The organism is Streptomyces sp. NPDC096176, from assembly GCF_044763255.1.
Taxonomy (GTDB): Bacteria; Actinomycetota; Actinomycetes; order Streptomycetales; family Streptomycetaceae; genus Streptomyces.
Map to the genome: position 1 here is coordinate 237,255 of NZ_JBIWFV010000004.1, position 24,231 is coordinate 261,485.

The 24,231-nt window shown below is 71.1% G+C and carries 26 protein-coding genes; 12 read left to right on the forward strand and 14 right to left on the reverse strand.

Translation table 11 applies throughout. The annotated features are described in order from the left end of the window. Positions 1-45 precede the first annotated feature (45 nt). The 6 genes from ACIQ7Q_RS12880 to ACIQ7Q_RS12905 all read right to left on the reverse strand — a co-directional run bounded on the left by ACIQ7Q_RS12880 (position 46) and on the right by ACIQ7Q_RS12905 (position 7,833). Entirely contained in the window at positions 46-894 is an 849-nt protein-coding gene (locus ACIQ7Q_RS12880; RefSeq protein ID WP_403859564.1) for a siderophore-interacting protein, read from the reverse strand. Between the two features lie 2 nt (positions 895-896). Then, positions 897-1,928, reverse strand: a complete 1,032-nt coding sequence (locus ACIQ7Q_RS12885) for an ABC transporter substrate-binding protein (protein ID WP_403859567.1) — start codon at positions 1,926-1,928, stop codon at positions 897-899. A 178-nt stretch (positions 1,929-2,106) separates the two neighbouring features. Beyond that, positions 2,107-3,267: an acyl-CoA dehydrogenase family protein gene (locus tag ACIQ7Q_RS12890; RefSeq protein WP_403859570.1), complete on the reverse strand. Its 1,161-nt coding sequence runs from the start codon at positions 3,265-3,267 to the stop codon at positions 2,107-2,109. A gap of 6 nt (positions 3,268-3,273) precedes the next feature. Beyond that, the gene (locus ACIQ7Q_RS12895; RefSeq protein WP_403859573.1) at positions 3,274-4,209 is read right to left on the reverse strand and encodes a hydroxymethylglutaryl-CoA lyase; all 936 of its coding nucleotides are present in this window, start codon (positions 4,207-4,209) and stop codon (positions 3,274-3,276) included. Next, positions 4,206-6,197 (reverse strand): biotin carboxylase N-terminal domain-containing protein, encoded by a 1,992-nt coding sequence (locus ACIQ7Q_RS12900; protein WP_403860523.1) that lies wholly within the window; start codon positions 6,195-6,197, stop codon positions 4,206-4,208. The genes ACIQ7Q_RS12895 and ACIQ7Q_RS12900 overlap by 4 nt, the downstream gene beginning before the upstream one ends. A 19-nt stretch (positions 6,198-6,216) precedes the next feature. Further along, positions 6,217-7,833 carry a carboxyl transferase domain-containing protein gene (locus ACIQ7Q_RS12905; RefSeq protein WP_403859576.1) on the reverse strand — a complete coding sequence of 539 codons (1,617 nt, stop codon included), beginning with the start codon at positions 7,831-7,833 and terminating at the stop codon, positions 6,217-6,219. Between the two features lie 88 nt (positions 7,834-7,921). Here ACIQ7Q_RS12905 and ACIQ7Q_RS12910 point away from each other — a divergent pair, with 88 nt between their 5' ends. Both ACIQ7Q_RS12910 and ACIQ7Q_RS12915 read left to right on the forward strand, forming a co-directional pair. Continuing rightward, positions 7,922-8,515, forward strand: coding sequence for a TetR/AcrR family transcriptional regulator (locus ACIQ7Q_RS12910; RefSeq protein WP_403859579.1), 594 nt, complete (start codon positions 7,922-7,924; stop codon positions 8,513-8,515). Between the two features lie 153 nt (positions 8,516-8,668). After that, complete coding sequence (locus ACIQ7Q_RS12915) at positions 8,669-9,457, forward strand: phosphatase (protein WP_403859582.1); 789 nt, start codon at positions 8,669-8,671, stop codon at positions 9,455-9,457. A 42-nt stretch (positions 9,458-9,499) separates the two neighbouring features. Here ACIQ7Q_RS12915 and ACIQ7Q_RS12920 read toward each other — a convergent pair whose 3' ends face one another. Continuing rightward, the gene (locus ACIQ7Q_RS12920; RefSeq protein WP_403859585.1) at positions 9,500-9,793 is read right to left on the reverse strand and encodes a hypothetical protein; all 294 of its coding nucleotides are present in this window, start codon (positions 9,791-9,793) and stop codon (positions 9,500-9,502) included. A gap of 157 nt (positions 9,794-9,950) precedes the next feature. Between ACIQ7Q_RS12920 and ACIQ7Q_RS12925 the strand changes: the two genes are divergently transcribed. The 4 genes from ACIQ7Q_RS12925 to ACIQ7Q_RS12940 all read left to right on the forward strand — a co-directional run bounded on the left by ACIQ7Q_RS12925 (position 9,951) and on the right by ACIQ7Q_RS12940 (position 12,525). After that, positions 9,951-10,628 (forward strand): response regulator, encoded by a 678-nt coding sequence (locus tag ACIQ7Q_RS12925; RefSeq protein WP_403859588.1) that lies wholly within the window; start codon positions 9,951-9,953, stop codon positions 10,626-10,628. Beyond that, on the forward strand, positions 10,625-11,689 hold the full coding sequence (locus tag ACIQ7Q_RS12930) for a sensor histidine kinase (protein ID WP_403859591.1): 1,065 nt from the start codon (positions 10,625-10,627) through the stop codon (positions 11,687-11,689). Before ACIQ7Q_RS12925 ends, ACIQ7Q_RS12930 begins: the two co-directional genes overlap by 4 nt. Before the next feature lie 111 nt (positions 11,690-11,800). Continuing rightward, positions 11,801-12,187: a type II toxin-antitoxin system RelE/ParE family toxin gene (locus ACIQ7Q_RS12935; protein WP_403859594.1), complete on the forward strand. Its 387-nt coding sequence runs from the start codon at positions 11,801-11,803 to the stop codon at positions 12,185-12,187. After that, positions 12,184-12,525: a helix-turn-helix domain-containing protein gene (locus ACIQ7Q_RS12940; protein ID WP_403859597.1), complete on the forward strand. Its 342-nt coding sequence runs from the start codon at positions 12,184-12,186 to the stop codon at positions 12,523-12,525. The genes ACIQ7Q_RS12935 and ACIQ7Q_RS12940 overlap by 4 nt, the downstream gene beginning before the upstream one ends. A gap of 30 nt (positions 12,526-12,555) precedes the next feature. Here ACIQ7Q_RS12940 and tesB read toward each other — a convergent pair whose 3' ends face one another. The 3 genes from tesB to ACIQ7Q_RS12955 form a co-directional block, all read right to left on the reverse strand. Beyond that, complete coding sequence (tesB, locus tag ACIQ7Q_RS12945) at positions 12,556-13,431, reverse strand: acyl-CoA thioesterase II (protein WP_403859600.1); 876 nt, start codon at positions 13,429-13,431, stop codon at positions 12,556-12,558. Positions 13,432-13,453: 22 nt separating this feature from the next. Beyond that, positions 13,454-14,611: an acyl-CoA dehydrogenase family protein gene (locus tag ACIQ7Q_RS12950; protein WP_403859603.1), complete on the reverse strand. Its 1,158-nt coding sequence runs from the start codon at positions 14,609-14,611 to the stop codon at positions 13,454-13,456. Between the two features lie 162 nt (positions 14,612-14,773). Next, positions 14,774-15,247 carry a hypothetical protein gene (locus ACIQ7Q_RS12955; RefSeq protein ID WP_403859606.1) on the reverse strand — a complete coding sequence of 158 codons (474 nt, stop codon included), beginning with the start codon at positions 15,245-15,247 and terminating at the stop codon, positions 14,774-14,776. Between the two features lie 146 nt (positions 15,248-15,393). Here ACIQ7Q_RS12955 and ACIQ7Q_RS12960 point away from each other — a divergent pair, with 146 nt between their 5' ends. Next, positions 15,394-16,032, forward strand: a complete 639-nt coding sequence (locus ACIQ7Q_RS12960) for a hypothetical protein (protein ID WP_403859609.1) — start codon at positions 15,394-15,396, stop codon at positions 16,030-16,032. Positions 16,033-16,040: 8 nt separating this feature from the next. Here ACIQ7Q_RS12960 and ACIQ7Q_RS12965 read toward each other — a convergent pair whose 3' ends face one another. Beyond that, positions 16,041-16,256, reverse strand: a complete 216-nt coding sequence (locus tag ACIQ7Q_RS12965; RefSeq protein WP_403859612.1) for a DUF397 domain-containing protein — start codon at positions 16,254-16,256, stop codon at positions 16,041-16,043. Continuing rightward, positions 16,249-17,043: a Scr1 family TA system antitoxin-like transcriptional regulator gene (locus ACIQ7Q_RS12970; protein WP_403859615.1), complete on the reverse strand. Its 795-nt coding sequence runs from the start codon at positions 17,041-17,043 to the stop codon at positions 16,249-16,251. Before ACIQ7Q_RS12970 ends, ACIQ7Q_RS12965 begins: the two co-directional genes overlap by 8 nt. 167 nt (positions 17,044-17,210) lie before the next feature. On the opposite strand from ACIQ7Q_RS12970, the gene ACIQ7Q_RS12975 reads away from it, so the two are divergent. Both ACIQ7Q_RS12975 and ACIQ7Q_RS12980 read left to right on the forward strand, forming a co-directional pair. Further along, complete coding sequence (locus ACIQ7Q_RS12975) at positions 17,211-17,510, forward strand: hypothetical protein (protein ID WP_403859618.1); 300 nt, start codon at positions 17,211-17,213, stop codon at positions 17,508-17,510. Next, entirely contained in the window at positions 17,507-17,833 is a 327-nt protein-coding gene (locus tag ACIQ7Q_RS12980) for a hypothetical protein (RefSeq protein ID WP_403859620.1), read from the forward strand. Before ACIQ7Q_RS12975 ends, ACIQ7Q_RS12980 begins: the two co-directional genes overlap by 4 nt. On the opposite strand, the gene ACIQ7Q_RS12985 is transcribed toward ACIQ7Q_RS12980, so the two are convergent. Further along, on the reverse strand, positions 17,782-18,264 hold the full coding sequence (locus ACIQ7Q_RS12985; protein WP_403859623.1) for a hypothetical protein: 483 nt from the start codon (positions 18,262-18,264) through the stop codon (positions 17,782-17,784). The genes ACIQ7Q_RS12980 and ACIQ7Q_RS12985 overlap by 52 nt on opposite strands. 131 nt (positions 18,265-18,395) lie before the next feature. After that, positions 18,396-19,829, reverse strand: a complete 1,434-nt coding sequence (locus tag ACIQ7Q_RS12990) for a PucR family transcriptional regulator (protein ID WP_403859626.1) — start codon at positions 19,827-19,829, stop codon at positions 18,396-18,398. A 132-nt stretch (positions 19,830-19,961) separates the two neighbouring features. On the opposite strand from ACIQ7Q_RS12990, the gene ACIQ7Q_RS12995 reads away from it, so the two are divergent. The 3 genes from ACIQ7Q_RS12995 to ACIQ7Q_RS13005 all read left to right on the forward strand — a co-directional run bounded on the left by ACIQ7Q_RS12995 (position 19,962) and on the right by ACIQ7Q_RS13005 (position 24,175). Next, positions 19,962-21,440 (forward strand): sodium:solute symporter, encoded by a 1,479-nt coding sequence (locus ACIQ7Q_RS12995; protein WP_403859629.1) that lies wholly within the window; start codon positions 19,962-19,964, stop codon positions 21,438-21,440. Between the two features lie 63 nt (positions 21,441-21,503). Then, positions 21,504-22,475, forward strand: coding sequence for an agmatinase (gene speB / locus ACIQ7Q_RS13000; protein WP_403859632.1), 972 nt, complete (start codon positions 21,504-21,506; stop codon positions 22,473-22,475). Beyond that, positions 22,472-24,175, forward strand: a complete 1,704-nt coding sequence (locus ACIQ7Q_RS13005) for a thiamine pyrophosphate-binding protein (protein ID WP_403859634.1) — start codon at positions 22,472-22,474, stop codon at positions 24,173-24,175. Before speB ends, ACIQ7Q_RS13005 begins: the two co-directional genes overlap by 4 nt. Positions 24,176-24,231: the final 56 nt, after the last annotated feature.

Below are 24,231 nucleotides of genomic sequence, written 5' to 3' on the forward strand. Positions count from 1 at the left end.
ACTGCCCATCGAACCGGGCCAGGAGAGCTACCCGGGCCAGGAGAGCTACTCGGTCTCGGCCGGTTCCTCGCGCAGGCCGTCCTCGCTCAGACCGCGCTTCCAGTAGCCGACGAACGTGACCCGGCGGCGGTCGAACCCACGGTCGTTCACCAGGTGGCGCCGGAGCGCCTTGATCTTCCCGGACTCGCCCGCGATCCACGCGTACGCGGCGCCCTCGGGCAGTTCCGCCGCGGCAACGGCCTCCACGGCCGAGGGGGCGTTCTCCTCGCGGAAGAGCCACGTGATTTCGGCGTCCGCGACGCTCTCGAGCGGCAGACGGTCCCTCGCCTGCGGCACTTCGAGCCAGACCTTGGCCTTCTGACCGGCAGGCAGCCACTGAAGGATGGCCGCGGCGGCCGGAAGGGCCGTCTCGTCCGCCCAGATCAGTACCCAGTCGGTGTCCTCGGGAGGCCGGCATCGCACGGCGGTGTTGTCGGCGACGGCCGGTCCGAGCACCATCACCCTGTGCCCGGGCTCCGCGGCGAGCGCCCAGCGGCATGCCGGGCCGCCGTCCTCGTGTACGGCGAAGTCGATGTCCACCTCGCCGTCCTCGACCCGCTGCTCCCGCACAGTGTACGAGCGCATCACGGCCCGTACGTCCTCGGGCAGCGCACGCCAGGCGCCGAGGATCCCGTAGAGGTCACCCGCTTCGACGGGGACGACCGGGGCGTCCTGGCCGGGGTGCGGCAGGAAGAGAGACAGGGACTGGTCGCGGCCACCGGCCGTGAAGTCCCGGAGGCAGTCGCCGGTTTCCCCGGTGAAGGTGACGCGGACGAGCGACGGGCCGAGCCGCCTGGTCCGCGCGACCCGCAGGTCGAAGAAGCGGAACGGAGCGAGCTCGGCCGTGGTCGTCATCGTCAGGCGACCTTCTTCGCGTTCTCGATGGCCTTTGCGAGATCCTCGAGGATCGGCGCGCACTTGTCGTACGAGTAGATCGGCTCGGTGACACGGGGGACGACCTGACCGGCCTTCACGGCGGGCAGACCGGCCCAGGTGGGCTTCGCCTTGAGGGTGTCGGGCTGCAGGGTGCCGGTGCGGTTGTCCAGCATGATGATGTCGGCCTCGTACTTGCCGGCGTTCTCCCAGCTGAGCTCCTCGAAGAAGCCCGCCGCGTTCGGCTTCGGCTCGACGAACTTCACGCCGAGCTCCTGGAAGTAGAGGGTGTCCGCGGACATCTCGGGGACGGACACGTAGAAGAGGTCCTGGCTGCCCGAGCCGATGAGGACCTTCAGGTTCGGCTTGGCCTTGGCGGCCTGGCGCAGACGCTCGGCGGCCTTCTCGAAGCGGGCCTTGGCGTCCGTGACCTTCTTGGCCTTCAGGTCGGCGCCCAGGGACTCGGCGAGCTCCGCGCGGCGCTGCAGGGCCTTCGGCATGTTGGTCTGCGCGGCCCACAGGGCGACGCTCGGGGCCAGCTTGAGGATCTTGTCCTTCGACTGGTCCGGCACGTACCAGAGGGCGTTCTTCTCCCACATGTCCGTCACCAGCAGCTCGGGCGCGAGCGCCGCGTACTTCTCGACGTTGAACTCGCCCCAGACGTTGCCCAGGATCTCGAGCTTGGTGATGTCCAGGTCACCGGCCTGGACATCGGGCTTGCCGTCGGCGGTCCTGGTCGGCCCGAAGACTCCGGTGACCTCGATGCCGTAGTCGAACAGGGCGGCGGCTGTGCCGGTGAAGGCCACGATGTTCATCGGGGCGACCTTCGACTCGGCCTTCTGGCCGCGGTCGTCGGTGAACGACCAGGAGCCCGACTTCTTGGGCCTGTCCGATGCGCCCTTTGTGTCGTTCTTGTCGCCCTTGCCGCAGGCGGCGAGTGCGACGCCCAGTCCGAGGGCGCCGCCGACGGACAGCAGGCCGCGACGAGTGAGACGGGAGGCTCGGGCGTTGGGCATGATGATGTCCGCTTTCGTACGTACCGATTCGGCCACTGGGTAGTTCGAACGTAGGTTAGCCTAACCTTAGATCCCCGCCAGGGGTCGCCCTGTGCCGTGCACGCCGTAGGGGACGTCGACTTGCGCACGCGGCAGCGCGCGGCCCCTCGCCGGGTGCCGCGCGCTGTGTGTCGCCGGGTCAGCCGGTGAGGCCCAACTCCCTTGCGATCAGCATCCGCTGCACCTCGCTGGTGCCCTCGCCGATCTCCAGGATCTTGGAGTCGCGCCACATGCGCGCCACCGGGTACTCGTTCATGAAACCGTATCCGCCGTGGATCTGCGTGGCCTCACGGGCGTTGTCCACGGCCACCGTCGACGAGTACAGCTTCGCGACGGCCGCCTCCTTCTTGAACGGCTCGCCCCGCACCAGCCGGGACGCCGCGTCGCGCCAGCCGACGCGGGCCATGTGCGCCTTCATCTCCATGTCGGCGATCTTGAACTGTATGGCCTGGTTCGCACCGATCGGCCGCCCGAACGCGTGCCGTTCCTTGGCGTACTTCACCGACTCGTCCACACAGCCCTGCGCGAGTCCGGTCGCCAGTGCCGAGATCGCGATACGGCCCTCGTCGAGGATCCGCAGGAACTGCGCGTACCCGCGGCCCTCCTCGCCGAGCAGGTTGGAGAGCGGGACGCGGACGTCGGCGAACGACAACTCGCGGGTGTCCGAGGCGTTCCATCCCACCTTGGAGTAGGGCGCGGCGACCGTGAAGCCGGGCGTACCCGACGGGACGATGATCGCCGAGATCTCGGGGCGGCCGTCCGCCTTGCGGCCCGTCACCGCGGTGACGGTCACCAGCCCCGTGATGTCCGTGCCCGAGTTGGTGATGAAGCACTTGGAGCCGTTGATGACCCATTCGTCCCCGTCCCGCACGGCCGTGGTCTTCGTCCCGCCCGCGTCGGAGCCGCAGTCCGGCTCGGTCAGGCCGAACGCGCCCAGCAGCTCGCCCGAGCACAGCCTGGGCAGCCACTGCTGTTTCTGCTCCTCGGTGCCGAACAGGTGGAGCGGCATCGCGCCGAGCGAGACGCCCGCCTCCAGGGTGATGGCCACGGACGAGTCGACGCGGGCGAGCTCCTCCAGCGCGATACCGAGCGCGAGGTAGTCGCCGCCCATGCCGCCGTACTCCTCGGGGAACGGCAGCCCGAACAGGCCCATGCGGCCCATCTCGCGGACGATCTCGTACGGGAACTCGTGGCGCTCGTAGAAGTCGCCGATCTTCGGCGCGACCACGTCGTGCGCGAACTGCTCGACCGTACGGCGGAGTTCCTCGTGTTCGGCGGACAGCCGGTGGTCAAGGGACATCAGGAGTCACTCCTTGTGGGAGAGGGCACGGACGGTACGGGAGGCGCTGGGGCGGCCCAGCTGTTCGGCCATCCACACGCTCGTGGCGGTGAGCCGGCCGAGATCGACCCCGGTTTCGATGCCGAGGCCGTGAAGCATCCACACCAGGTCCTCGGTGGCGAGGTTTCCGGTCGCGCTCTTCGCGTACGGGCAGCCGCCGAGGCCGCCCGCAGAGGCGTCGACGACACTCACGCCGTGCTGGAGCGCGGCGAGGGTGTTGGCGAGCGCCTGACCGTAGGTGTCGTGGAAGTGCACGGCGAGCCTGCTGCTCGGCACACCGGCCTCGTTCAGCGCGGTGAGCAGGGCGCCGACATGGCCGGGTGTGGCGACACCGATCGTGTCGCCGAGGCTCAGCTCGTCGCAGCCCATGTCCGCGAGGCGGCGGGTGACGCCGACCACCTGGTCAATGGGGACCGGGCCCTCCCAGGGGTCGCCGAAGCACATGCTCAGATAGCCGCGGACCCTCAGGCCGTGCTCGACTCCCCTGGTCACGACCGGCTCGAACATGGCAAGCGCCTCGTCGACCGTGCGGTTGAGATTGGCCTTGGCGAAGGACTCCGTCGCGCTGGCGAACACGGCGACCTCACGCGCCCCCAGCCCGAGCGCACGGTCCAGCCCCCGGTCGTTGGGCACCAGGACCGGCAGCCGCACGCCGGGCAGAGCGCTCACCATCGGGAACAGCTTCTCCGCATCCGCCAGTTGGGGCACCCACTTGGGGTGGACGAAGCTCGTCGCCTCCACGGTGGTGAGGCCCGAGTCCGCCAGTCGGCGGATGAACTCGGCCTTGACCTCGGTCGGCACCACCGACTTCTCGTTCTGCAGTCCGTCGCGCGGGCCGACCTCATGGATGCGCACCCGCGCGGGCAGACCTTCGCCGCGCACGGCCATGGGCAGAGTCGTCATTTCTGCTCCTCGTCGGTCTCGTCGGGGGTGACCACGGCGAGGACCTGGTCCATCGCCACCGTCGACCCGGCGGCGACGTCGAGCTCGGTGACGGTCCCCGCGTGCGGGGCGGAGATGACGTGCTCCATCTTCATCGCCTCGACCACGAGCAGGCTCTGCCCGGCCGACACCACATCGCCCACAGCCACCTTGACGACGGTGACCGTGCCCGGCATCGGCGCCGCCAGGGTGTCCACTCCGGAGCGCGCGGCCCCGCTGAGGGACGCCTCGACCGGGTCGTGATCCAGCACATGCCAGCTGTCGCCGTCCCGGCCGAGCCAGTCGCCCGCCCGGTGGAAGGTGTGGGTGACGCCGTGCATCTCGACGGAGACCGTGTGCTCCTCGACCCGGGGCGTCGCCTGCCTGCGCACGGTGTGCGTGACCGGCTCCGCTCCCGGCACCCGCAAGGTGAAGGCGAGCGGGGCCGGTTCGCCGCCCATGCGCCAGCCGCTCGGCACCGAGAACGGATCGGTCCAGCCGCCCGTCCGTGCGGGCGCCAGCCGGTCGGACCGGACCGCGGCCGCCGCCTCGTACACCTCGTCCGGCACGCCGTCCGGGACCAGCCCCTCCGCCTCCCGTTCCACCAGGCCGGTGTCCATCTCGCCCGAGACGACCGCGGGATGGGCCAGCAGACGCCGCAGGAAGCCCGCGTTCGTCGGGACGCCGAGCGTGACGGTGTCCGCGAGGGCCGCGCGCAGCTTACGCAGGGCCGTGGGACGGTCGGGGCCGTACGCGATGACCTTCGACAGCATCGGGTCGTACAGGCTGCCGACCTCCGAGCCCTCGGTCAGGCCCGAGTCGGTGCGCACTCCCCCAAGCTCTCGGCTTCGCTCGAGCAGGGGGGACCCCCAGCCGCTCTGCGGCTCCTGGAGCCGCTGGACCGTGCCGCCGGAGGGGAGGAAACCGCGGGAGGGATCCTCGGCGCAGATCCGTGCCTCGATCGCGTGGCCCGTGAGCGTGATGTCGTCCTGGGAGAAGGCCAGCCGCTCCCCGGCCGCCACCCGCAGCTGCCACTCCACCAGGTCGAGGCCGGTGACGAGCTCGGTGACGGGGTGTTCGACCTGGAGACGGGTGTTCATCTCCATGAAGTAGTACTGCGAGGGGTCGGTGCCCGGGACGATGAACTCCACGGTGCCCGCGCCGCGGTAGCCGCAGGAGCGGGCCGCCTGCACGGCTGCCTCGCCCATCGCGGCGCGCGTCGCCTCGTCGAGCAGGACGCTCGGGGCCTCCTCGATGATCTTCTGGTGGCGGCGCTGGAGAGAGCACTCGCGCTCACCGAGGTGGACCACATTGCCGTGGCCGTCCGCCAGGACCTGGATCTCGATGTGCCTCGGGCGGTCGATCCACCGCTCGACGAGCAGTGTGTCGTCGCCGAAGGAGGCGCGGGCCTCGCGCCTTGCGGCTGCGATCTCGTCCATCAGCGCGGACTCGACCCGAGTGAGCCGCATGCCCTTTCCGCCGCCGCCCGCCGACGGCTTCAGCAGCACCGGCATGCCGATCTCGCGGGCCGCCGCGGCCAGTTCGTCGTCGGTCAGGCCGCTGCCGGACGAGCCGGGGACGACCGGGACGCCGGCCGCCTTGACGGTCTCCTTGGCCCGGATCTTGTCGCCCATGAGGGAGATCGCGGAGGCGGGCGGTCCGATGAAGACGAGCCCCGCCTCGGCGCATGCCTGGGCGAAGCCCGCGTTCTCCGCGAGGAAGCCGTAGCCCGGATGGACGGCCTGGGCGCCGGTGCGGGTCGCCGCATCCAGCAGGCGGTCGATGCAGAGGTAGCTCTCGGCGGCCGGAGCGGGGCCGATACGGACTGCCGTGTCCGCCTCGCGGACATGGCGGGCGTCGGCGTCGGCGTCGCTGAAGACCGCCACGGAGCGCACGCCGAGGGACCGCAGGGTGCGGATGACCCGAACGGCGATCTCGCCCCTGTTGGCCACCAGAACGGTGTCGAACATCGTCATCGTGAAAGGTCCCTCACATCCGGAAGACGCCGAAGCCGGCGTCTCCCAACGGGGCGTTGGCGCACGCGGTCAGAGCCAGACCCAGCACCTGCCGGGTGTCCATCGGGTCGATCACACCGTCGTCCCACAGGCGGGCCGTCGCGTAGTACGCGTTGCCCTGCTGCTCGTACTGGGCGCGGATCGGGTCCTTGAAGGCCTCTTCCTCCTGCGCGGACCACTGCTCGCCGCGGCCCTCGAGCTGGTCCCGCTTGACCGTCGCCAGCACGGAGGCGGCCTGCTCGCCGCCCATGACGGAGATCTTGGCGTTCGGCCACATCCACAGGAAGCGGGGGCTGTAGGCCCGGCCGCACATCGAGTAGTTGCCCGCGCCGTACGAACCGCCGACGACGACGGTGAGCTTGGGGACGCGGGTGCAGGCGACGGCCGTGACCATCTTGGCGCCGTGCTTGGCGATGCCGCCCGCCTCGTAGTCCTTGCCGACCATGAAGCCGGAGATGTTCTGCAGGAACAGGAGGGGGATGCCGCGCTGGTCGCAGAGCTCGATGAAGTGCGCGCCCTTCTGGGCGGATTCGGCGAACAGGATGCCGTTGTTGGCGACGATGCCGACCGGGTGCCCGTGGATCCGGGCGAAGCCGGTGATCAGCGTCTGGCCGAACTCGGACTTGAACTCGGAGAAGCGGGAGCCGTCCGTGATCCGGGCGATCACCTCGCGGACGTCGTACGGGGTGCGTGAATCGACCGGCACCGCGCCGTACAGCCCGGCCGGGTCGACCTTGGGCTCCTCCGCGGGCTCCACGCTCCATGGCAGCGGACCGCGCTCGGGGAGGGTCGCGACGATGTTCCGGACGATCCGCAGCGCGTGCGCGTCGTCCTCGGCGAGATGGTCGGTGACGCCGGAGACCCGGGAGTGGACCTCGCCGCCGCCGAGCTCCTCCGCGGTGACGACCTCGCCGGTCGCGGCCTTCACCAGGGGCGGGCCGCCGAGGAAGATCGTGCCCTGATTGCGCACGATCACCGCCTCGTCGCTCATCGCCGGGACGTACGCTCCGCCCGCCGTGCACGAGCCGAGCACCGCCGCGATCTGGGGGATGCCCGCACCGGACATCCGCGCCTGGTTGTAGAAGATCCGCCCGAAGTGCTCGCGGTCGGGGAAGACCTCGTCCTGCATCGGCAGGAACGCGCCGCCCGAGTCGACCAGATAGACGCACGGCAGCCGGTTCTCCAGCGCCACCTCCTGCGCGCGCAGGTGCTTCTTGACCGTCATCGGGTAGTACGTGCCGCCCTTGACGGTCGCGTCATTGGCGACCACCACGACCTCGCGGCCGCTGACCCGGCCGATGCCTGCGATGACTCCGGCGGCCGGCGCCTGACCGTCGTACATCCCCTCGGCCGCGAGGGGGGCGAGCTCGAGGAACGGCGACCCCGGGTCGAGCAGGGTGTCCACCCGCTCCCGGGGAAGCAGCTTCCCGCGCGCGGTGTGCCGGGCGCGGGCCTTCTCGCCACCGCCGAGGCGGGCCGCCGCGAGGCGGGTCCGCAGGCCGTCGGCGAGCTCCTGATGCGCTGCCTCATTGGCCTGCCAGGCCTCGGACGCCGGGTCCGCGGCGCTCGCCAGCACTGGTGCCTGCTGCATTGATCGAGCTCCCTTGCTCGGTTAATGAGCGTTAACGTGTTGCGTCCAGGTTAACGACCGCTAACCCGCCTGTCTAGAATGAATGTTCATGAGCACCAGGACCGCGGCCCCGACCCGCCGTGAGCAGATCCTCAAGGAGGCCGCCCGCCTCTTCGCCGAGCGCGGCTTCCACGGCGTGGGCGTCGACGAGATAGGGGCGGCGGTCGGCATCAGCGGCCCCGGTCTGTACCGCCATTTCGCGGGCAAGGACGCGATGCTGGCGGAGCTGCTGGTCGGCATCAGTGAGCGCCTCCTGAGCGGGGGGCGGCTGCGGGTCGAGGAAGCGGACACCGGCCCGGAGGCGGTCCTCGCGTCCCTCATCGACGGCCACATCGACTTCGCACTCGACGACCGCCCGCTGATCACCCTGCACGACCGGGAGCTGGACCGCCTCCGGGACAGCGACCGCAAGCTCGTGCGCCAGCTGCAGCGCCAGTACGTCGAACTGTGGGTGGCGGTCGTCCGCGAGCTGAACCCGCAGGTCGCGGAGTCGGAGGCGCGGGCTGCCGTCCACGCCGTCTTCGGCCTGCTGAACTCGACGCCGCACCTCGGCGCGAACGGAGGCGGCCCCCTGGGCCGCGCCGCCACGGAGGTCCTGCTCAGGCGCCTCGCGCACGGCGCGTTCGCGTCGCTGGGGGACTGACGCGGAGGGCCTGGTCGGGGGTCTCGCGCGCGGCGCTTTCGCCTCACCGCCGGACAGACGGGCCCGGGCGGGGCCGCCCCGGGCCGCCGCCCGGCGGGTCCAGCAGGCAATACGGTCGACACGCTCCGCGCACCCCACGGCACAATGGGTCCCATGCCGATACCCAGCCGCGCCGCTCTTGTCGACCATCTCGTCCGCTCACGTATCGCCGGAGACGTCGCCACACCGCGCGACAACAACCTCTCCCACTACCGCAAGCTCGCCAACGGCGACCGCCACTACTGGCTCGGCCTCGAGCTCGGCGACCGCTGGAGCGACGAGCAGGACGTACTGGCCGTCATGGCGGAGCGGTGTGGCGTCAACGACGACCCCGGACACCGGCAGGGACAGGACACCATCGACCCCGAGCTGACGGTCGACGCGCTCGAGCGCATGGCCGCGCGGCTGCGCAAGGCGGCCGATGCCAAGGAGCGGGTGCTCTTCGCGACCGGGCACCCCGGCGGCCTGCTCGACGTGCACCGCCTGACCGCCGCCGCGCTGCGGGCCGCCGGATGCGAGATCGTGCGCATCCCGGGCGGGCTGATGGCCGACGAGGGCATGGTCTTCCAGTTCGCCGACGTCGCCGTGCTGGAGCGCGGCGCGACCCTGTGGCACACCCACTCGCCCGTCCCCATGGCCGTCATCCTGGACGCCATGGCGCACGAGGGGCGGCCGCTGCCCGACCTGGTGGTGGCCGACCACGGCTGGGCGGGATGCGCGGGTCAGCGGGGGATCGACGCCATCGGCTATGCGGACTGCAACGACCCGGCCCTGTTCATCGGCGAGGCCGAGGGCACCCTTCAGGTGACGGTCCCGCTCGACGACCACGTCACCGACCCGCGCTTCTACGACCCGATGACGGCGTACCTGCTGGACGCGGCGGGACTCGCTCCGTCCGAGTGAGCCCCGGCCGGACTCGCCCCGTCCGAGTGGTCTCCGGCGGGCTCAGTCCCGCCAGGTGCCGCGTACGACGCAGTACGTGCCCGCGAGCAGCGCCAGGGAGAGCGCGCCGCGCAGGGTGAGGCCGACGGCGTAGCGCCGGCCCGTGCCGAGCTCGAGAACCCACTCCCGCAGGCCGAGGAACGACACCGCAGCGCCGACGATCAGTACCGCGCCGCCGACGGTCCACGCCGCCCGGGCGTGGGGGGACGCCTTCGCCCATCCGGCGGTCCCGGCCGCGCCGTGCGCCGGGTCATCGGCGTACGACGGTTCCTCCTCGACCGGGAGTACCGCATTCATCAGTTCCCCTGCTGGGACGGGCCCGGCGGCCCGGGCGGCGTGTCCCCGGAGGGATGGTCCGGCTCCGGGGGATCCGGGCGGGCGCTTGTGGCGTCCTAGGATCTGCATCCAGGCTCGCAGCCGCAGGCGCCGCATCGCTCAGACCACAGGACGACCTTTGCTCTACGACTTGAGGCCGCCGGTGCGTGTGCTCCTCGTCGACGACGAGGAGCTCGTACGTACCGCGCTGCACCGCATCCTCGACGCCGCCGACGCCGTGACCGTGGCCGCCGCCTGCGACGGGCCGGACGCCGTCGCCACCGCCCGGCGGCTCGCCCCGGACCTGGTGCTGCTCGACATCGACATGCCGGGAGCCCACGGCCTCGACGTCCTGCGCGACCTGCGGGCCCTGCCCGATCCGCCCGTGGTGGCCATGCTCACCGCGCTCGACCGGTCCGACCACGTCGAGCAGGCGCTGCGCGACGGTGCGTCCGGCTTTCTGCTCAAGACCACCGAGCCGCGTCTGTTCGTCGACGCCGTGCGGCTGCTCGCCGCCGGTGGTGTGATCTGCACGCCGCCCGGCAGCGCCGCGGTCCTCGGCCGCTGGGCACGACCCGCGCCGGCGGCCGTACCCATCGGGCCGGACGACCTCACCGGCCTCACCGGCCGGGAGCGCGACGTTCTCGCACTGATCGCGGCCGGCCTGGCCAACGCGGACATCGCCACGCACCTCGGCATGGGCGTGACCACGGTCAAGACGCACATCGGCGCGCTCAAGCGGAAGCTCGCCGTGAACAGCCGGGTGGGCCTCGCGGCGGTCCTCCACCGGTCGGCGGGCGGACGGGACCGGCAATGACCGCGCGTACGTGGGCGGTCGAGGCCCTTGTCGTCGTCCTCGCCGTCGCAGAGGTCCTGGCCACCCGTGGCTGGCTGGAGGACTGGATGGCGGCGGGCGCGCTCGTCGTCGCTGGTGCGCTCGTCCTGCGCAGGCGCTTCCCGCGCACCGTGCTCGCCCTCGCCCTGGCCACCCTCGCCACCGGGGTGCTGTGGCTGCCGGTGCTGTGCGCGCTGCACGCGCTCGCCGCGTCCGAGCGCCGCCGTGGCGAGGTGGTCGCCGGGTCGGCAGCCGTCGCCGTCGTGGCGTTCGTCCCGTGGCGGGACCTGGGTGGACACGTATGGTCGCTGCCGGACACCACCCTCGCGATCCTGCTGGCCGGGCTGCTGGCCGTCGCCCCCGCCGCCCTCGGCCTGCTGGGCCGCGCCCGCGCCGAACTCGCCGGCCGCCTCGCCGAGCTGGCCCTCTCCCGCGAACGCGAGCGCCGTTACGCCGCGGAACAGGCCGCACTGCGCGAACGGGAGCGGCTGGCCCGAGATCTGCACGACACGGCCGCGCACCACCTGAGCCTGATCAGCCTGCGCGCCGGCGCGCTGGCCGCGACCGCCGACTCCGCCCCGTATCGGGAGGAGGCCGCGGCCCTGGGCGAACTCGGCCGCCGGGCAGCGGCCGACCTGCGCCGGGCCATCCGCCACGACGGCCCCGGCCTGGACCGGCTGCCGGAACTGCTCGAGGCAGCGGCCGACATCGTGGCCTCGGTCCACCTCGAACCGGGCGACTGCCCCCCGGCCGTCCAGCACACCGCGTACCGCATCGTGCAGGAGGCCCTGACGAACATCCGCCGCCATGCCCCGGGCGCCTCGGCCGAGGTCTCGGTCCGCCGCGCAGGCGGCGCTCTGCGCATCACGGTCCGCAACACCCCGCCGTCGGGACCATGTGCCGCGCCGGACCAGGGCGGTCACGGTCTGCCCGGCCTCCGCACCCGTGCGGCAGCCCTCGGTGGCACCCTCACGGCGAACCCGACACCGGACGGGGGCTTCGCGGTGAACGCGACCCTGCCGGTGCCGACGGCGGCGTACTGAAGCGGCGGGCGACGGGGCGTACGTCAGCCCTTGATTGCAGAATCACTCGTACAGCGGACTTCCTGCGCCTGGAGCTGCGCTATACATTGGGGTATATATACGTTCTGATGTATGGAAGATCCCTATGTGGTCGAGATCGAACCTGAGGTCAAGCTGTGGCTCGCCAACCTGTCCGAACGCGATGACCTCATCGTCGAGCACATCGTCGGGCCTCTCGCGTGCTGCGCGACCACTCTGGGTGAGCCATATACGCGCCATCTCGGCGGCCCGGTGCGCGAGTTGCGCTTCGACCTTGGGCAGAATCGTGATGCCGTACGGCTCCCTTACTGGCTCGCACCCGGGCGGAGAATCGTCCCGTTGACGGTCTTTCGCAAGAGCCCACAGCGGGAAGACGCCGAAGTGGCTCGTGCCAAGCGGGCGCAGGCGGTCTGCGAGGCGGAACATGAACCGGCGCCCGAGGAATACATCCGCGTCATCACGGAGGGACGACCCCGATGACAAGCCACGCACATTGGAAGCCTGCCCGAGACAAGCAGATCGCGAAGGGCATCAGCGAAAGCCCGGAGGTCGCGCGCCGGCGAGAGGAGATCAGGCTGGCTTTCGACCTCGGCCAGGCCGTGTACGACCGGCGGGCCGAGCTCGGGATCTCGCAGACCGAACTGGCCAGGCGCGCCGAAATGACGCAGCCGCAGATCTCCAAGCTCGAACTCGGCGGAACCATGCCGACGCTGCCGTTGCTGGCCCGCCTGGCGCGTGCCCTCGACGCGGCGCTCAGCCTGGAACTGGACGGTGACACCTCACGCGTGGTCTTCAACGCGCACACGCCCGCTGCCTGAGCAGCGGGCGTGCGGGCGGTTGTTGTGGCCTCAGTCGCGGGGGACGCGGACCACGCCCTCCTGGATGACCGTGATCGCCAGGTGTCCGTCCTGTGTCCAGATGCGGGCCTGGCCGAGGCCGCGGCCGCCGGACGCGGACGGCGACTCCTGGTCGTACAGCAGCCACTCGTCCGCGCGGAACGGCCGGTGGAACCACATCGCGTGGTCCAGCGACGCGCCGACCACGTCGCCGACCGCCCAGCCGCCCCGCCCGTGCGCGAGCAGCACCGAGTCGAGCAGCGTCATGTCGGAGACGTACGTGGCCAGGCAGACGTGCAGCAGGGAGTCGTCGGCGAGCTTGCCGTTCGCCCGGAACCACACCTGGGAGCGCGGCTCGCGCGGCAGGCCGGCCGTGCCGTACGGCGGCTCGTCCACGTACCGCAGGTCGACCGCCGCCCGTGCCTCCAGCAGCCGGTCCACCACACCCGGGTCGACGAAACGGTCCGCGTACCGCGGCAGCATCTCGGCAGCCGTCGGCAGCGTCTCCGGGTCCGGGGCGTCCGGCATCTTCGTCTGGTGCTCCAGGCCCTCCTCGTACGTCTGGAACGACGCCGAGAGGTGGAAGATCGGCTGCCCGTGCTGGACGGCCACCACCCGGCGGGTGGTGAACGAGCGGCCGTCGCGGATGCGGTCGACCGTGTAGACGATCGGCGCGCCCGGGTCTCCCATGCGCAGGAAGTACGAGTGCAGGGAGTGGGCCGTGCGGTCGCCGGGGACTGTACGGCCCGCGGCGACCAGCGCCTGGGCCGCTACCTGCCCGCCGAAGACCCTGGGGACGACGGCGGAACGGGAGCTGCCGCGGAAGATGTTCTGCTCGATCTGCTCCAGGTCGAGCAGATCGAGCAGATCGTCGAGTGCTGAGCTCATGAGGTGACGGTACTCAGAGGATTTACAGGCCCATGTCCTTCGCGATGATCATCTTCATGACCTCGCTGGTGCCGCCGTAGATGCGGTTGACGCGGTTGTCCGCGTACAGGCGGGCGATCGGGTACTCGTTCATGAAGCCGTAACCGCCGTGCAGCTGGAGGCACCGGTCGATGACGCGGTGCGCGACCTCGGTGCAGAACAGCTTCGCCGACGCGGCCTCCGCGGCCGTGAGCTCGCCCGCGTCCAGCGCCTCCGTGGCGCGGTCGGCGACGGCCTCGGCGGCGTCCACCTCGGCCTTGCAGGCGGCCAGTTCGAACTTGGTGTTCTGGAACGACGCGACCGTCTTGCCGAAGACCGTACGGTCCTGCACGTACTCCTGGGCGAACCGGACGGCGGCCTTGGCCTGCGCGTAGGCGCCGAACGCGATGCCCCAGCGCTCGGACGGCAGGTTCTGGCCGAGGTAGTAGAAGCCCTTGTTCTCCTCGCCCATCAAGTCCTCGACGGGGACCTTGACGTCGACGAACGCCAGCTCCGCGGTGTCGGACGTCTTCAGGCCGAGCTTGTCCAGCTTGCGGCCGACCGAGTAGCCCTCTGCCTTGGTGTCCACCGCGAAGAGGGAGATGCCGTGGCGACGGTCCTCTGCGGTCGGCGCGGCTGTGCGGGCGCACACGATCACGCGGTCGGCGTGCACACCACCGGTGATGAAGGTCTTCGCGCCGTTGAGGACGTAGTGCGTGCCGTCCTCGGAGAGCTTGGCAGTGCTCTTCATGCCCGCGAGGTCGGAGCCGGTGCCGGGCTCGGTCATCGCCAGCGCCCACATCTCCTCGCCGGAGACGAACTTGGGCAGGAAGCGCTTCTTCTGCTCGTCGGTGGCGAGCGCCTTGATGTAGGGGAGGGCGAGCAGCACGTGCACGCCGGAGCCGCCGAAGTTCACGCCCGCACGGGCGGTCTCCTCGTAGAGCACGGCCTCGAACTTGTGCGTGTCCATTCCGGCGCCGCCGAACTCCTCGGGCACGTTGATGCCGAAGATGCCCAGCTCACCGAGCTTGAAGTAGAAGTCGCGCGGCGCCTGGCCCGCAGCGAACCACTCGTCGTAGACCGGGACGACCTCGGCCTCGATGAAGGCCCGGATGGTCTCCCGGAACGCCTCGTGGTCCTCGGTGAAAACGGTACGGCGCACGGACGCCTCCCTCGTAGTGGTCACAGTATGTCTAAGCGCTTGCTCAGGCTAAGTTACCCGGGGGTTGTTGAAAGTGTCCATAGTGATGCTCGGCACGCTCGGGCACGGCAACGGCCCCGTCGTACGACGGGGCCGTGGGTGAAGGTCAGGCTCGGAACGCGTTCAGCAGGGGATTCCCTTCGACCGCAGCCACTCGCACTGCGTCTCGCCGGACGTCTTGCCGCCGTCGTAGGCGCGGGGATCCCGGTAGCCCGGACCGACCGGCTCGTGATCCTCGAACACGCCGTCGCCGTCGATGTCCCCACCGTTGGGATCGATGACCCCGCTGGGGTTGCGGCAGTTCGGGCGATCGGCCGGGTCCGTGGTGCAGACGTTCTCGTCGGTGGCGACCTTCTCCGCAGCGGCCTGCTGCGCGGCCTTCTCCGCCGCCGTGTGCTGGGCCGTGGCCTGGGTTGCGAGAGCCGTCCCGAGTGAGGCGCCCCCGAGTTGCAGGGAGACATGGGCGGAGCGGGGAGGTGGTGGGGATCCGGCGGCCTGGGTCCCGCAGGCGGTGAGGGCCGGGAGCAGGCATGCGCCCAGAAGTGCGGTTCCCGCGAAGATGCCGGTCCGGCGGCGGTTTGTGTGAATCGTGCCCATGGTCCGCCCAATGTGAGAAATGTCCGCTTGCCGGATGAACGCTACGGCGGCCGGCCCGGCCGGTCAACGGCTCCGTGAAGGTCCCGCCTGCAACGAACGGGACACGACGCCCAGGACGGCGAACGCCGCACGGCACCATGATCGGCATGAAGCCTGCCGCGCGGATGCCGCGCTCTCTGATGTCCGTGACCGCCGTGGTGTCCGTCGCCCTCGTCGGCTGCGGGACGGAAACCGCCGGAGGCGGAGCCGACCGGTCCGAACTCGAGGCGCGCGCCCGTGCCGCGCAGGTGGCGATCGAGAACGTCTACGTCACCGAGGTGCCCGGATATGAGGTCGCCAAACAGTCCGTGGGCGTCCTCGGGGCCGACGGGTTCTCGGCGACGTATGTGAAGCAGGGTGCCGGCACGCAGATACGCCTCGGCGTCGACCGGGGCGCCATCGACGCGGCGAGCTGCCCGAAGATCCCGGTCGGCGTCGGCAGCGGCGGCATGGGAGGCACCGTCGAGTGCGAGCAGGACGGCACGAACTGGTACCGCACGAGCGGCACGGAGCACGAGTACGTGACCGAGGTGGACGGGCGTCTGGTGCGGCTCAACGCCGACGCGGGGACGGTGGACCGAGCCACCCTGCGCGAGGCCGCCGAGGCCGCGCACGCCGCGAGCGACGCGGAACTCGACGCCGTGCTGCCTCCGGCGCGCGAGGACGCCGGACAGCCCGTCGAGCGCGGCGACCTGCCTCCGGCCGGTGACGGCGCGCCGAACAACGAGGTCGGCGTGGGCGGTTGAGCGGCGGGCTAGCGGCCGGAGTGCTTCAGGTCCGCGATGAACGCGGACCACGCGGCGCTGTGGAACATGAGCGCGGGGCCCCCGGGGTTCTTGGAGTCGCGGACCGGGACGCCGGTGGGGTGGTTGTCCAGGACTTCGACGCAGCTGCCGCCGTCACTGTTGCTGTACGAGGACTTGCGCCATGCGGTCAGACCGGTTGGGTCCGGGGTGATCCGTTCACTCATGTTCTTCATAGTCCTTTGCGATCGCCCTCATCAGGGTGACGGACTCCCGCAGCGGAAGTGCGTCACCCAGGGCCAGATCGTATGTGCCCTGAAGGCGTTGGACCATGGCAGGGGAATCGTGCAACTTTCCCATGAACATGCCCTCGCTGTAGGCGGTCGGTGGCTGGTCCTCGAACCACATCAGGGACACCATCCCGAGGAGCAGCGAGTGCGTACCGAGGCTCAGCGGCAGGACGTGCAGGCGGATCCGCTCGCTTTCGACGAGGCCGATCAAGTAGTGGATTTGCTCCGCCATGACCCGCGGGCCGCCCGTGGGGCGACGTAATACGGCCTCGTCCAGCAGGGCGGAGACCGCTGGTCTCACCGCGTTGTCGAGGACCCTCGCCCGCTCAAGCCGTGTGACAACGAGCCTGTCACGTTCTTCCTCACTCCTGGGAGGGAAGCTGACGCGCAGGATCGCACGCGCGTACGCCTCGGTCTGGAGGATGCCGGGCACGTAAGAAAGCGCGAACTCGCGAATCACCGTCGCCTGTTGTTCGAGCTGGCGCGCCGCCTCGAAGTAGTCCGCGACCGCCACGTCCTCCTGCGGCAGGAAGCTGCTCAGCACGTTTCCCGTGTTCAGCGCTCTGTCGAGCCGGCGAGCGTCCTCCTTCGACGGGATGCGGCGGCCCGCCTCGATGTGGGCGATGTGCGAACGGGTCATGATCGCCGAGTCGGCCAGTTCCTGTTGCGTCAGGCCGGCCGACTCGCGTTGAGCCCTGAGCCATTCCCCATAGGTGTTACTCATCGTCAACTCCCGTGCGACAAAAGCCCTGTCACCTCGAAACCCCTGGTCAGCGTAGCCCCGCCCGTCTCACTCTGTGAGGGCATCGCTACACGGCGATGACATGAAGGACCCCCGCGACCGAGCGACCGATCCGGGGGCGTGGCCATCAACCACCAGGAGTCGACGACATGTTGCACAGTACCGCGCGCATCCTCGAGCCGCTGCTGCGGCTCTTCTGGCCGCCGAGGGGGCGCCATCGCTCGCCGGTCGTAAACCCGGCGCCACCGCCGTACTCGCCCAGGCCGGTACACGCGCCCGACCTTGTGGTGCCAGGCGAGCTGAGCCCCCTCGTCCGCCCGTATCTCGTCGCGTACGAGCTCCGCGAGGAGGCCCGCCGTCAGCGGGCCCGGCGGCGTGCGCTGTGGCTGGCGGTCCGCGGGATCGACATCGGCCCGCGTCTGATCCACGGTGTGGAGGTGACCGCATGAGCGGCACCGGCCGACTGCTCCCGTGGTCCACACCGGAGGGCAAGCCCTGTTACGTGCTCGGTGACGGGACCGGTTACGTCTCTCGTGTCGCCGACAACGTCGAGAGCGTGCAGCTCACCATGGCCGACGAACTGCTCGACCATGTCGACGACATGCTCGCCGACCGCCGGGCGACCCCCGAGCAACTGCGCTACGTCGTGGCACGTCTGGCCGAGGCGCTGCGGGACGTCCACCGCATCGCCCGCAGCCGGGGTGCGCGGCTGCCGGCGGCTCAGCCCGGCAGGGACGGCGCCGGCCCAGGCTGCTGGTCCTCGCCGTCGTAGGCGGCCAGTGCCGCCTGGCGGTACTCGAGGAGGTCGCCGAGGTCCTCGGGAGTCAGGTGCTCGTGTGTCAGCTTCACCGTGGCCCGGCCCTCCAGTGCCGCCCACGCCTGGCGGGCGCGCTTGTTGGCGCGGCATCTGGTGTCGCCGCGCAGGAAGCCCGCGCCCGCCGCGAAGCCGGCGGAGGCCAGAGCGAGCAGGGCCGCGGGGATACGGGCGTCGGCCGTCGCGAGTCCCGCAGCGCCCGCGGTGCCGGCGAGCAGGGCCGCGGGGAAGCCGAGGGCGATGTGGGCCTTGGCCCAGAACTCGGCCCGCCGGTGGGCGAGTCGCTTCTGGCGCGTGGCCTCGCCCCGTAGCCGCTCGATCTCCGCGCGGAGGCGGCGCATGGGCTCGTCCGGGTCCGCGAGTGTGGTTCCGTCAGCGGGAGTGACCATGCGGGAATTCCAACACACTTGCTCCGTAAGGGAATTGGTGTGCAGCGACAGCCTTCGGGTGCGGCAGTCGTCGGCTTGCTACGGAACCGAGGTGTCCGATCACCGGTTCGCTACGGAACCGAGGTGTCGGATCACCCGTGCCGTAGCGCGAACCACAGCTCCATGCGGACGTCCGGGTCGTCCAGGTCCTCGTCCAGCAGGGCCGCGCAACGGCCGATGCGCTGGCGGACCGTGTTGCGGTGGATCCCCATCGCCGCGGCCGTGCGGTCCCAGCTGCCGTGCAGCGACAGCCAGGTGCGCAGGGTCTCTGTGAGGGCGGGGGAGTCCGCGAGCGGGGCGAGGCGGAGCAGGGCCGCGTCGGGGGAGAAGGGAGCGGTGTCCCGGTGGCGGACCAGGTCCTTGTGGGTGGCCGCCGCCCTGCGTACGGCCCGGGCGGCCTGCGCGTCGGCCGCGGCCAGCTCTTCCGGGCCGGCGGGGGCGCTGACGCCCAGGGTCCAGCCGGGCTGTGCGGCCGCCTCGCGGCCGTCCGGCAGCAGGACCCGCACGGAGCCGTCCGCGTCCGGGTCGACGAGCGCGCTGCCGAGGGCCGCGCCGAGCGCGGCCGCGGCGAAGGGGGAGCGGTCGTCGCCCCGCGCGTGGACGACGGTCCAGGGCCCAGGCCCCAGCAGCGGAGCGGTCCCGGCCGGCGTCGCGCCGAGCAGCAGCCGGACGAGCGCGGCGCTGCGGTCCGTCGCCTTGGCGCCCTGGTGCGGGGCGGTGAGCAGGGAGAGCAGCACGACGGCGACCCCGGCGACCGTGTGGTCCCCGGCCTCCCGGCCGGGCGTGGCCAGCCCGAGCACGAGGCCCTGGTTGCCGCCGAGGGCGTACGCGGAGAGATGGCCTGCAGCCGTCAGGTCCGTCGCCGAGGCGGGAGACGGCCGGAGCGCCCCGCCGGGGTCCGGGTTCACCACCCGTGCCAGCCGCGTCACCCCCGCCACCGCCGCGTCGGACGGCTCGCGGCCCGCCGCGGACAGCGGGGCCCCGTCCGGACCGAGCAGTACCGCCCAGCCCTCCAGCCGTACGGCCAGCTGATGCAGCACGGCCGGGACCGGATCGGGGCGGGCCGCCGCCGCGGCCAGGCCTTGCTGGGCCTGGGTGACCCGGCGCAGCTCCCGGTGGCGGGCCTCCGCCATCAGCCGCCACACGGCCCGCGCGATCGCCGTGAACGTCGTGCGCGGCGGTACCTCCAGGAGCGCCAGCCCGCGCCGCTCGCACGCCTCGACCAGCTCATTGGGCACGGTGTCGTACACCGGCGTCACCCCGAAGCCGAGCGCGACCGCCCCGGCCTCGACGATGCGCGACACGTACCGGTCAGGGTCCTTCAGCAGTACGCCGGCGCTCAGCAGCAGCTCGCCGCCGAGAAGGTACGGATAGGGATCCGCCATCTCCGAGGTGTGCACCATGTGGACGGCCGTGCCGAGGTCCGCGGGCGGGCCCGCGAGCTGGCGCAGCCCCAGCTCCTCGTCGGCGAGCAGGGCCGCCAACGGGACGGGTGGGGTGGGGGGCGCCGTCGTGGGCTCCGGCATGGACGGTCCATCCATCAGCGATGAGGAGAATGGATAAAACGTACACTTCAAGGACGCATTCCGGCCACCTACCGTCGTTCCTCACAAGCGCGCATTCACGACCGTTCCGGGGGACGAAGCGGAAGGAAGCCGATGGCTGTCGACTACGCAGTGATCGTCGTTTATCTGGCCGGCATGCTCGGCATGGGCTGGTGGGGCATGCGCCGCGCCAAGTCCAAGAGCGAGTTCCTCGTTGCGGGCCGCCGCCTCGGCCCCTGGATGTACTCCGGCACCATGGCCGCGATCGTCCTCGGCGGCGCGTCGACCATCGGCGGTGTCGGCCTCGGCTACAAGTACGGCCTGTCGGGCGCTTGGATGGTCTTCGCCATCGGCCTCGGGCTGCTCGCCCTGTCGGTCTTCTTCTCCGCGCGGATCGCCCGTCTGAAGGTCTACACGGTCTCCGAGATGCTCGACCTGCGGTACGGCGGCAAGGCGGGCGTCATCTCGGGCGTCGTGATGTGGGCCTACACGCTGATGCTCGCGGTCACCTCGACCATCGCGTACGCCACGATCTTCGACGTCCTCTTCGACATCAACCGCACCGTCTCGATCATCCTCGGCGGAGCGATCGTCGTCGCGTACTCGACCCTCGGCGGCATGTGGTCGATCACCCTCACCGACATGGTGCAGTTCGTCGTCAAGACCATCGGCGTGCTGCTGCTCCTGCTGCCGATCGCGGTCGTCAAGGCCGGCGGCTTCAGCGAGATGAAGGCCGCGCTGCCCACCGAGTACTTCACCCCGCTCGGCATCGGCGGCGAGACGATCTTCACGTACGTCCTGATCTACACCTTCGGCATGCTGATCGGGCAGGACATCTGGCAGAGGGTGTTCACCGCCCGCAGCGACAAGGTCGCGCGCTACGGCGGCACGGTCGCCGGCACGTACTGCCTGGTCTACGCCCTCGCCGGCGCGGTCATCGGCACGGCGGCCAAGGTCCTCTACCCGAACCTCGCCAACGCCGACGACGCCTTCGCCACCATCGTCAAGGACGAACTCCCCATGGGTGTGCGCGGCCTCGTGCTGGCCGCCGCCCTCGCGGCCGTCATGTCCACCTCCTCCGGCGCGCTGATCGCCTGTGCCACCGTCGCCAACAACGACATCTGGTCCCGCCTGCGCGGACTGGTCGACAGGGGCGGCGAGCACGACGAGGTGAAGGGCAACCGCGCGTTCATCCTGATCATGGGCATCGGGGTCATCTGCATCGCCATCGCGCTCAACAACGTCGTCGAGGCCCTGACCGTCGCCTACAACCTCCTCGTCGGCGGCCTGCTCGTCCCAATCCTCGGCGGTCTGCTGTGGAAGCGCGGCACCGTGTACGGCGCGCTGTCCTCGGTCGTCGTCGGCGGCTGCTCGGTCATCGGCCTCATGGCCGCGTACGGGATCCTCGCCAACGAGCCCGTCTACTACGGGCTTCTCGCCTCGCTCGCGGCCTATGTGATCGTCAGCCTGGCCACGCCGCCGACCGACGCGGCCGTCCTCGCCAACTGGCGCGAGCGGCTCGCCGGCCGGGGCGGCGACGAGGAAGCGCAGCCCGAGCCCCCGGCGGCCGAACCGGCAGCCGTACACAGCTAAAGTCGTACAACCGCACTGAAGTACGATGAAGCGTCACAAAGCGTAGGAAAGAAGGCAATCCATATGAGCAGCAACGAGCAGCCGCGCGGCCCCGTCGACTCCTCCCGCATCCCGCGGTACGCCGGGCCCGCGACGTTCGCCCGGCTGCCCAGGCTCGACGAGGTCGGCACCGCCGACGTCGCCGTGGTCGGCGTTCCCTTCGACACCGGCGTCTCCTACCGCCCCGGTGCGCGCTTCGGCGGCAACGCCATCCGCGAGGCGTCGAGGCTCCTGCGCCCGTACAACCCGGCACAGGACGCCTCGCCCTTCGCTCTCGCCCAGGTCGCCGACGCCGGCGACATCGCGGCCAACCCGTTCAACATCAACGAGGCCGTCGACACCATCGAGGCCGCCGCGGACGACCTCCTCGGCACCGGCGCCCGCATGATGACGCTCGGCGGCGACCACACCATCGCCCTGCCGCTGCTGCGCTCCGTCGCCAAGAAGCACGGTCCGGTCGCGCTGCTGCACTTCGACGCGCACCTCGACACCTGGGACACGTACTTCGGCGCGGAGTACACGCACGGCACGCCGTTCCGGCGGGCCGTCGAGGAAGGCATCCTCGACACCTCCGCCCTGTCCCACGTGGGCACGCGCGGACCGCTGTACGGCAAGCAGGACCTCGACGACGACGAGAAGATGGGCTTCGGCATCGTCACCTCCGCCGACGTCATGCGCCGCGGCGTGGACGAGGTCGCCGACCAGCTGCGCCAGCGCATCGGCGACCGTCCGCTGTACATCTCCATCGACATCGACGTGCTCGACCCGGCGCACGCGCCCGGCACCGGCACGCCCGAGGCGGGCGGCCTCACCTCCCGCGAACTGCTCGAGATCATCCGCGGCCTGGCGTCGTGCAACCTCGTCTCCGCCGACGTCGTCGAGGTCGCCCCGGCCTACGACCACGCCGAGATCACGTCCGTCGCCGCGTCGCACACGGCGTACGAACTGACGACGATCATGTCCCGCCAGATCGCCGCGGCGAGGACCGCCCAGTGACCCACGACCACGATCTGGTGCTGCGCCCCACGCCGGCGCAGACCGCAGCGGCCCTCAGCCCCCCGCCCGGCCGCAACGGCGGCGATCTCGTCGTCGAGACCCTCTCCGGGCTCGGCGCCACGACGGTCTTCGGCCTGCCCGGCCAGCACGCGCTCGGCATGTTCGACGCGCTGCGCCGCTCGTCGCTGACCTACGTCGGCCTGCGGATCGAGAACAACGCCGGGTTCGCGGCCGACGCGTACGGCCGGATCACCGGCGAGGCGGCGCCGCTGCTGCTGTCGACCGGCCCGGGCGCGCTGATGTCCCTGGCCGCGCTGCAGGAGGCGGCCGCGGCGTCGGCCCCTGTGCTCGCGATCGGCAGCCAGGTGCCCACCGCCGGGCTCGGCGGCGGCCGTCACGGTTACCTGCACGAACTGCGCGACCAGCAGGCGTCGTTCCGCGACATCGTCAAGTCCGTGCACATCGTGCGCACCGCGTCGCAGATTCCGTCCGCCCTCGCGGCGGCGTGGGAGTCGGCACTGACCGCGCCGCACGGACCGGTATGGGTCGAGATCCCGCAGGACGTGCTCCTCGCAGAGACCACGCTGCCGGTCGTCACCGCCATGGACGCCACCCCCGAAGAGGTCGTCCCCCGCCCCGAACTGACCGCCGTGGCAGCCGATCTGCTGTCGTCCGCCGTGCGGCCGGTGATCATCGCCGGTGGCGGGGTCGTACGCTCCGACGCCTCGGGAAAGCTCCTCGCGCTCGCCGAGAAGCTCGACGCGCCGGTCGTCACCACCTTCGGCGGCAAGGGCGCCTTTCCCTGGGAGCATCCGCTGTCCCTCCAGTCCTGGCTGGAGGACCGCCACATCACCGACTTTCTGGAGTCGGCCGACGTACTGCTCGTCGTCGGCTCGGGGCTCGGTGAACTGTCCTCGAACTACCACACGTTCGCGCCCCGTGGCCGGGTGATCCAGATCGAGGCGGACCTCGGCAAACTGGAGTCGAACCACGCGGGCCTCGGCATCCACGCGGACGCACGCCTGGCGCTGTCCGCCCTGCTGGAGACCGTCGAGGTGGGGGCCGAAGGGCCACGGGGGAGTACGGGCCCGTCGGCCGCCGACGCCGTACGGGACGTGCTCGCCGCGGTCCGCACCCGGATCGCCGCCCAGGAACTGACCCTGGAACAGCAGATCCTCGAATCCGTGCGGGCGGCTCTGCCGGACGACTCGCCCAGCTTCTGGGACATGACGATCCTGGCGTACTGGGCGTGGTCGGCCTTCGACGCGCGCCGGCCCAACACCATGCACTCGGCGCAGGGCGCGGGCGGTCTCGGTTACGGCTTCCCGGCGGCGCTCGGCGCGGCAGCCGCCGACCGTACGCGTCCGGTGCTCGCCGTCTCGGGCGACGGCGGTGCGATGTACTCCATCGCCGAACTGGCCACCGCCCGGCAGTACGACCTGCCGGTGACCTGGCTGATCGTGGACGACGGGGGCTACGGCATCCTGCGCGAGTACATGACGGACACGTTCGGCGAGGCCACGGCGACGGAGCTGTCGCGCCCGGACTTCGTCGCTCTCGCCGAGTCCTTCGGCGTCCCGGCGGTACGGACGTCCGCGGAGACGCTGAGCGAGGACCTGGCGAAGGCGTTCGCCGCGCCGGGCCCGTCGGTGGTGGTGCTTCCGGCGCTGCTGCGGATGTTCGCCCCGACACACATGTGACGGACACTCGTCCGGCACTCGCGGCCACCCGGCCCCGCCATCCCCTTCCCCCGGGC

What these genes read in the sequence shown, in the direction of transcription:
- speB (WP_403859632.1), top strand. Translation starts at nt 21,504, where the DNA reads ATGAGCAGCAACGAGCAGCCGCGCGGCCCCGTCGACTCCTCCCGCATC.
- ACIQ7Q_RS12910 (WP_403859579.1), top strand. Translation starts at nt 7,922, where the DNA reads ATGAGCACCAGGACCGCGGCCCCGACCCGCCGTGAGCAGATCCTCAAG.
- ACIQ7Q_RS12985 (WP_403859623.1), bottom strand. Translation starts at nt 18,264, where the DNA reads ATGGTCACTCCCGCTGACGGAACCACACTCGCGGACCCGGACGAGCCC.
- ACIQ7Q_RS12885 (WP_403859567.1), bottom strand. Translation starts at nt 1,928, where the DNA reads ATGCCCAACGCCCGAGCCTCCCGTCTCACTCGTCGCGGCCTGCTGTCC.
- ACIQ7Q_RS12895 (WP_403859573.1), bottom strand. Translation starts at nt 4,209, where the DNA reads ATGACGACTCTGCCCATGGCCGTGCGCGGCGAAGGTCTGCCCGCGCGG.
- tesB (WP_403859600.1), bottom strand. Translation starts at nt 13,431, where the DNA reads ATGAGCTCAGCACTCGACGATCTGCTCGATCTGCTCGACCTGGAGCAG.
- ACIQ7Q_RS12965 (WP_403859612.1), bottom strand. Translation starts at nt 16,256, where the DNA reads ATGAGTGAACGGATCACCCCGGACCCAACCGGTCTGACCGCATGGCGC.
- ACIQ7Q_RS12930 (WP_403859591.1), top strand. Translation starts at nt 10,625, where the DNA reads ATGACCGCGCGTACGTGGGCGGTCGAGGCCCTTGTCGTCGTCCTCGCC.
- ACIQ7Q_RS12940 (WP_403859597.1), top strand. Translation starts at nt 12,184, where the DNA reads ATGACAAGCCACGCACATTGGAAGCCTGCCCGAGACAAGCAGATCGCG.
- ACIQ7Q_RS12970 (WP_403859615.1), bottom strand. Translation starts at nt 17,043, where the DNA reads ATGAGTAACACCTATGGGGAATGGCTCAGGGCTCAACGCGAGTCGGCC.
- ACIQ7Q_RS12975 (WP_403859618.1), top strand. Translation starts at nt 17,211, where the DNA reads ATGTTGCACAGTACCGCGCGCATCCTCGAGCCGCTGCTGCGGCTCTTC.
- ACIQ7Q_RS12995 (WP_403859629.1), top strand. Translation starts at nt 19,962, where the DNA reads ATGGCTGTCGACTACGCAGTGATCGTCGTTTATCTGGCCGGCATGCTC.
- ACIQ7Q_RS12880 (WP_403859564.1), bottom strand. Translation starts at nt 894, where the DNA reads ATGACGACCACGGCCGAGCTCGCTCCGTTCCGCTTCTTCGACCTGCGG.
- ACIQ7Q_RS12980 (WP_403859620.1), top strand. Translation starts at nt 17,507, where the DNA reads ATGAGCGGCACCGGCCGACTGCTCCCGTGGTCCACACCGGAGGGCAAG.
- ACIQ7Q_RS12905 (WP_403859576.1), bottom strand. Translation starts at nt 7,833, where the DNA reads ATGCAGCAGGCACCAGTGCTGGCGAGCGCCGCGGACCCGGCGTCCGAG.
- ACIQ7Q_RS12900 (WP_403860523.1), bottom strand. Translation starts at nt 6,197, where the DNA reads ATGTTCGACACCGTTCTGGTGGCCAACAGGGGCGAGATCGCCGTTCGG.
- ACIQ7Q_RS12890 (WP_403859570.1), bottom strand. Translation starts at nt 3,267, where the DNA reads ATGTCCCTTGACCACCGGCTGTCCGCCGAACACGAGGAACTCCGCCGT.
- ACIQ7Q_RS12960 (WP_403859609.1), top strand. Translation starts at nt 15,394, where the DNA reads ATGAAGCCTGCCGCGCGGATGCCGCGCTCTCTGATGTCCGTGACCGCC.
- ACIQ7Q_RS12935 (WP_403859594.1), top strand. Translation starts at nt 11,801, where the DNA reads ATGGAAGATCCCTATGTGGTCGAGATCGAACCTGAGGTCAAGCTGTGG.
- ACIQ7Q_RS12920 (WP_403859585.1), bottom strand. Translation starts at nt 9,793, where the DNA reads ATGAATGCGGTACTCCCGGTCGAGGAGGAACCGTCGTACGCCGATGAC.
- ACIQ7Q_RS12990 (WP_403859626.1), bottom strand. Translation starts at nt 19,829, where the DNA reads ATGCCGGAGCCCACGACGGCGCCCCCCACCCCACCCGTCCCGTTGGCG.
- ACIQ7Q_RS12915 (WP_403859582.1), top strand. Translation starts at nt 8,669, where the DNA reads ATGCCGATACCCAGCCGCGCCGCTCTTGTCGACCATCTCGTCCGCTCA.
- ACIQ7Q_RS12955 (WP_403859606.1), bottom strand. Translation starts at nt 15,247, where the DNA reads ATGGGCACGATTCACACAAACCGCCGCCGGACCGGCATCTTCGCGGGA.